The organism is Skermanella sp. (assembly GCF_059503625.1).
Window position 1 is genome coordinate 1 of the sequence record NZ_JCACHA010000020.1, and the last position, 4,501, is coordinate 4,501.

Below are 4,501 nucleotides of genomic sequence, written 5' to 3' on the forward strand. Positions count from 1 at the left end.
CCGTGCCCACTGGGCAGCCGTTTTCGCCTTGAACTTCACCTCTTCCCTTCGGTAGAGGATGATAGCTTTCACAGCATCCTTCATTGTCGGTGAAAGCGAGGCGAAACTGATAGTCACTATCCCTGAGCTACCGGGAAGTTCGCTCGGCAGCGGCCAGATGTCAGAAGCAAAATTAACTTCGACAGGCCAGGGTTGGAGCTTTTTTGCGCGTGCGATAAACAGCTCCAAATTTTCAGCGGCACGCGTGTGACCATACGGAACGAACGGTTCGATGTTGCTCATTTCGCACCTCTACGACGGTTCTGCCAGGAATTGGTACGAGCAGACATCGATAACCACCTAGTAAGATAACGCTGAATCGACCGATCCTCTTCGATGAACTTGCGCTCGACGCCCGTAGCCTCAGCCATTTCGTCAAGATTTGGCAAAGCTTGGCCTGCTTGGTGAATTGCTCGCAGATGTCGGTAAACCTTCAAAACTACAGTCAGGTGACCAAGAGCAACGATCACGTTGTCCAATTGGACAGCGACACTGTCACGGCTGCGCCCAATGCTCTTCGGCCAATCTTTCTTCCAAATGATGAGATCTGCCAAAATCTGTTCGTGAGGAGCATCAGGATCGGGCTCGAACCGCGCACAGGTATAGCAACTGAAGGGCGGGAACAATTGGCAGCGTCGATCCCGCCCGCACCGTCCGAGGCCAACAAGTTCGCCATACTTGTCGATGTTTTCGGGAGGAATGTAGATTGCTTTCTGAGGCGGCGTGACACCTTCCTGCTCCGTGACATGGCCGAGGAAAGACTTCAGGAGTGTGGGACTGCCGCGAGATTGGGGGATCTGGGCTGGACAGGATATGACCGGTCGGTACGTTTCAGCGGCTGGGGAATAAGGATGGGGTGGGTTTTGCGCCTGGTGGAAACCGGGATCGATGGGTCGCGCCGAAGCGTTGACGTGATGGCAATCGACTGCCTTGGTGACCTTGGCGACATCGCGGATCTAGGTTTGACCCTGGCGCAGGGCAAGCAGCTTGTAGCTGTGGTCCAACAGCAAATCGTCACAGCCCAGAGTCGGGACCATGCGGTTCGACGTCCGGATTGTCGAACCTGCACCATCCCCTGCCAGGTCAAGGATTACCGCCCGCACCAGATCGCCACCGTGTTCGGTCAGGTCACGCTCCGGCTGCCCCGCTTCCGCTGCGCCGGCTGCGGCGGCACGGAGGCTGGTGTCGATTGGCCATCCCACTGCCGCTCGACACCCGAGCTCGACCAGCTGCGGGCCCATCTGTCGGCGCTCATGCCCTACCGGATCGCCGCCGGCCTGCTTGAACATCTCCTGCCGGTGGATGCCGGGATCCATCCCGAAACCGTGCGCCGGGGCACTTTGCGGGTCGGCGAGCAGCTGCGTGACGTAGCCCCAGCCGAGCCGGCAGCTCCAGCGGCGGCGATCACCCTGACCCTGGACTCGACTTTCATTCGGAGCTGTGAGGATGGTCAGCGCCATCTCGAAGTCCGCCTCGGCAACGTCGAGGCATCCAATGGAGCCCGTCAGGTTTTCGCCGCGGTCGCCAAGACCGACACGCCAATCGAGGGGCTGATCCGGCGCGGTCTCAGGGAAGTCGGCCAGACCGCCGACACGGGGATCACGGCGTTCACTGACGGCTGTTCCGGGCTGCGCTCCATCCTGGCCAATGCCGGCGTTACCAAGCTGCCGTATCTCGACTGGTTCCACATCGCCATGCGATTGCAGCACGCCGAGACGACAGCCAGCAACCTGTCGTCCGAGACACCAGAGCAGGTCAAAGCAAAGGCGGTGATCGTGGCGGAAGTCGAGCGCCTGCGCTGGCGGATCTGGAACGGCAAGGTCAAGGATGCCACGGTCACAATCGAACGCATCCGTGCGGTCATGCCGGCTTTCCAAGGTGAGTCAGGCTGCCGGAAAAAGGATCCGCCGTCACGCCGGCTCTGGACGGCACTGCGCGAGATCGACCGCTACCTGACCAGCCAAAGTGCGTGGCTGGTCAACTATGCCGAACGCCATCATGCCGGTTTGCGAGTTGGCACTTCGCTCACCGAAGGCACCGCCAACTTCCTGGTCAACCGCCGCATGAACAAATCCCAGCAGATGCGCTGGTCCCGGCACGGCGCCGATCTCCTGCTTCAGGTCCGCTGTGCCGTCCTCAACGGCAAATTTGGTCCCGGCTTCGGACAACTGTTCGACGCCAATCCCGGCTCCGAAACGGCTATCGCGGCTTGACCCCCAATCTCGCGGCAGTCCCCCGAAGACAGCGGCCTTAAAGGTTTCGCGCGGAGCCTCCGTCAGGATGTCGAAGCCGTCCATGCCGCCTTGACGCTACCCTGGAGTACTGGTCCGGTCGAGGGCCAGATCAACCGGCTGAAAGTCGTCAAGCGCACCATGTACGGCCGCGCCGGTTTCGACCTCCTGCGCAGCCGCGTCATGGCAGCCGCCTAGGTGAAACCATGCTCTGAACTTCATCCTAAAGCTGTACACACAAAAGAACGAAGAACCCCTATCCTGACGTCGGTTGACAGCCCATGCTGTCAACGGCAACACTTCAGAGGTGCAGCGTCCCTGTCGCCGGCAAGGAACTTATGACACAGTAAGATTAGGCCTTCTGCCCCTTCAACCGATTCCCGCCCTTTGGTAAACCGCGTCCAGGTCAATGCTGATCCCAGGCGGAACCAGCTCGATCGTGCCGCCATGCAGGATGCGGGTATGGTAATCCGCCCCGTCGCGCCGGTGGTGGACCACCAACTTCCGATCGGCGTGCCAGATCAGGTAGTGCATGATGCTCGAGACCGAGAAGTAGTCCCCGAGCTTCGCGCCGGTGTCCACTCCCCTCGTGCCCCTGGACAGCACCTCGACGACGATCGTCGGGCTTGAGGCGGCCAACGCGTCATTGGATGTCCGGTCGCCACACTCGACCAGCACATCCGGCTCGTAGTCAACGTCCTCGTTGATCTCGACTGTAGCACCATCGCCGATTGCCTCGCAGCCCAGGCCTCCCTCGGCCAGGGCGGCATCCAGCGCCTGCCAGACGCGATACTTCAGGCGGACGTGCCCCAGCCTTTCCGGCGACATGGCGACGGGTTCACCGGCAACACGCTCGAAGCGTTGGCCGCCCTGCTCCTCGACCCATCGCCGGAACTCGTCCCGGTTCATCCTTGCGGGCTTCGGCTGCTCCACTGGCGTCTCCCTCCATCCCACCAACAGCCTACCATGCGTGACGTGGCAATGCCCGCTTCCTGAATGGAGCATGATCCGCTTGACCAGCCGTGCCAAAGGCGCTCGATCTGGAGTGACAGCCATTCTGTTCATGCCGGGGAACCGACGAAAGACTGATTGCGTCCGTCAAGATGATGTCAATTGGGAGCGGGTTATCAGCACCGTAGGTTATGTCGTGGTCGAGAGACCCTGTGAAATCGGGGCTTGCTCAAGCGCATCGAGCGCATTCTTCATGCGGTCACGAACCAGATTGAGGCGATGCCGGGTAGCGCTCAGCGTCAGGTTTTCGGAAAGCGGCGAAGCCAGCGCCTCCAGAGCGCTCATGTGGTGCGGACCGATGATCCGCAACAGGCTGTCGTACCCGGCTGTCTCACCGCGGCCGCGAGCACTGAAGATTTCTCGAAATCGCTGAAACGACAGACGGTATCCTGAGTGCCAGTGTCGATCAGCGACGCCCAGGTCGAATAGCGTAGTATAATTCATCTATCAACCTCTCACCAATATCGGCTGTTCAAGCTTTGGCTTCTCAGCGACCGATTCGTCGCCCACCCAATATTCCACGCAATCGTTAACGTCCACCTGGATCGTCTCCAGCGCCGACTGGACCTTTGATCGTCCTGAATAGTGGCGGTCAGGACACGCCTGGAACCGTCGCGCTCGAGGCTCAGGGCAACCGCCTCCCGACACGCTTCCGTCCAACGTGGTTGCGGACCTGAGTTGAACCGTGGGGCTGGACACCATCAATGGCGACCAGAACATCGCCGTGCCGCAGAACCGGGTGCTCGACCGGAGATCCCGGTTCGACCTGAGGCCCTTTGAAGCTCAAGCCCAGTTTTGCGCCGAGGTAGCTCTGACCGCTGGCACCATCCAACTTCTCGATGCTCCCCTGAGCAACCGCCAAGAGTGTGCCCCGCCAGCAAGCTGAAGCGTGTGCTCAAAGCGAATGCGATCCTCCGGCACAGTGTACCGTGAAGACCGTCAGTTCCGATTCCATTGAATTATCGGAAGTTAGAATGGGCGGCAGGAATGGACGGTTGTCGCTTTCCCTGGTTCACCGGAAACCCGAGCATTTTCGCCCGGATCAGCGGAACATCCCTCCAGGATCAACGGAATTTCGCCTGGCTCGGCGAAAATTCCCGTCCTGTCCTGACCAACTTCAACCCCCGAAAGCCCCGCCGACCTCTTCTGGCGCAGAAGCCGCTCATCGGCCACCGCCATTCCGTCCGGCAAGTGCGATATCGCGTCCTCTGCGCCAGGGG

At 60.4% G+C, this 4,501-nt stretch carries 7 protein-coding genes and 1 pseudogene; 4 read left to right on the forward strand and 4 right to left on the reverse strand.

Annotation, left to right across the window (positions count from 1 at the left end; genetic code table 11):
• Positions 1 to 282 (reverse strand): hypothetical protein (locus tag AC5JJ6_RS00475; RefSeq protein WP_496040152.1); only part of this gene is annotated, 282 nt, incomplete at its 3' end.
• Positions 279 to 593, reverse strand: a complete 315-nt coding sequence (locus AC5JJ6_RS00480; RefSeq protein ID WP_496040153.1) for a hypothetical protein — start codon at positions 591 to 593, stop codon at positions 279 to 281. The genes AC5JJ6_RS00475 and AC5JJ6_RS00480, both read right to left, overlap by 4 nt.
• Positions 594 to 953: 360 nt before the next feature.
• Between AC5JJ6_RS00480 and AC5JJ6_RS00485 the strand changes: the two genes are divergently transcribed.
• On the forward strand, positions 954 to 2,252 hold the full coding sequence (locus AC5JJ6_RS00485; protein WP_496040154.1) for an ISKra4 family transposase: 1,299 nt from the start codon (positions 954 to 956) through the stop codon (positions 2,250 to 2,252).
• 24 nt (positions 2,253 to 2,276) lie between these two features.
• A pseudogene (locus AC5JJ6_RS00490) lies at positions 2,277 to 2,468 on the forward strand (transposase); the annotation flags it as partial.
• Positions 2,469 to 2,639: 171 nt separating this feature from the next.
• Here AC5JJ6_RS00490 and AC5JJ6_RS00495 read toward each other — a convergent pair.
• Entirely contained in the window at positions 2,640 to 3,203 is a 564-nt protein-coding gene (locus tag AC5JJ6_RS00495) for a Uma2 family endonuclease (RefSeq protein WP_496040155.1), read from the reverse strand.
• 243 nt (positions 3,204 to 3,446) lie between these two features.
• On the opposite strand from AC5JJ6_RS00495, the gene AC5JJ6_RS00500 reads away from it, so the two are divergent.
• Complete coding sequence (locus AC5JJ6_RS00500; protein WP_496040156.1) at positions 3,447 to 3,674, forward strand: hypothetical protein; 228 nt, start codon at positions 3,447 to 3,449, stop codon at positions 3,672 to 3,674.
• 292 nt (positions 3,675 to 3,966) lie between these two features.
• Positions 3,967 to 4,167, forward strand: coding sequence for a hypothetical protein (locus AC5JJ6_RS00505; RefSeq protein WP_496040157.1), 201 nt, complete (start codon positions 3,967 to 3,969; stop codon positions 4,165 to 4,167).
• Positions 4,168 to 4,250: 83 nt separating this feature from the next.
• Here the strand turns inward: AC5JJ6_RS00505 and AC5JJ6_RS00510 are convergent.
• Positions 4,251 to 4,501 (reverse strand): hypothetical protein (locus AC5JJ6_RS00510; protein WP_496040158.1); only part of this gene is annotated, 251 nt, incomplete at its 5' end.

Bases quoted from the DNA above. Each gene is read 5' to 3' on its own strand.
- AC5JJ6_RS00485 (WP_496040154.1), top strand. From the start codon at position 954: ATGGCAATCGACTGCCTTGGTGACCTTGGCGACATCGCGGATCTAGGT.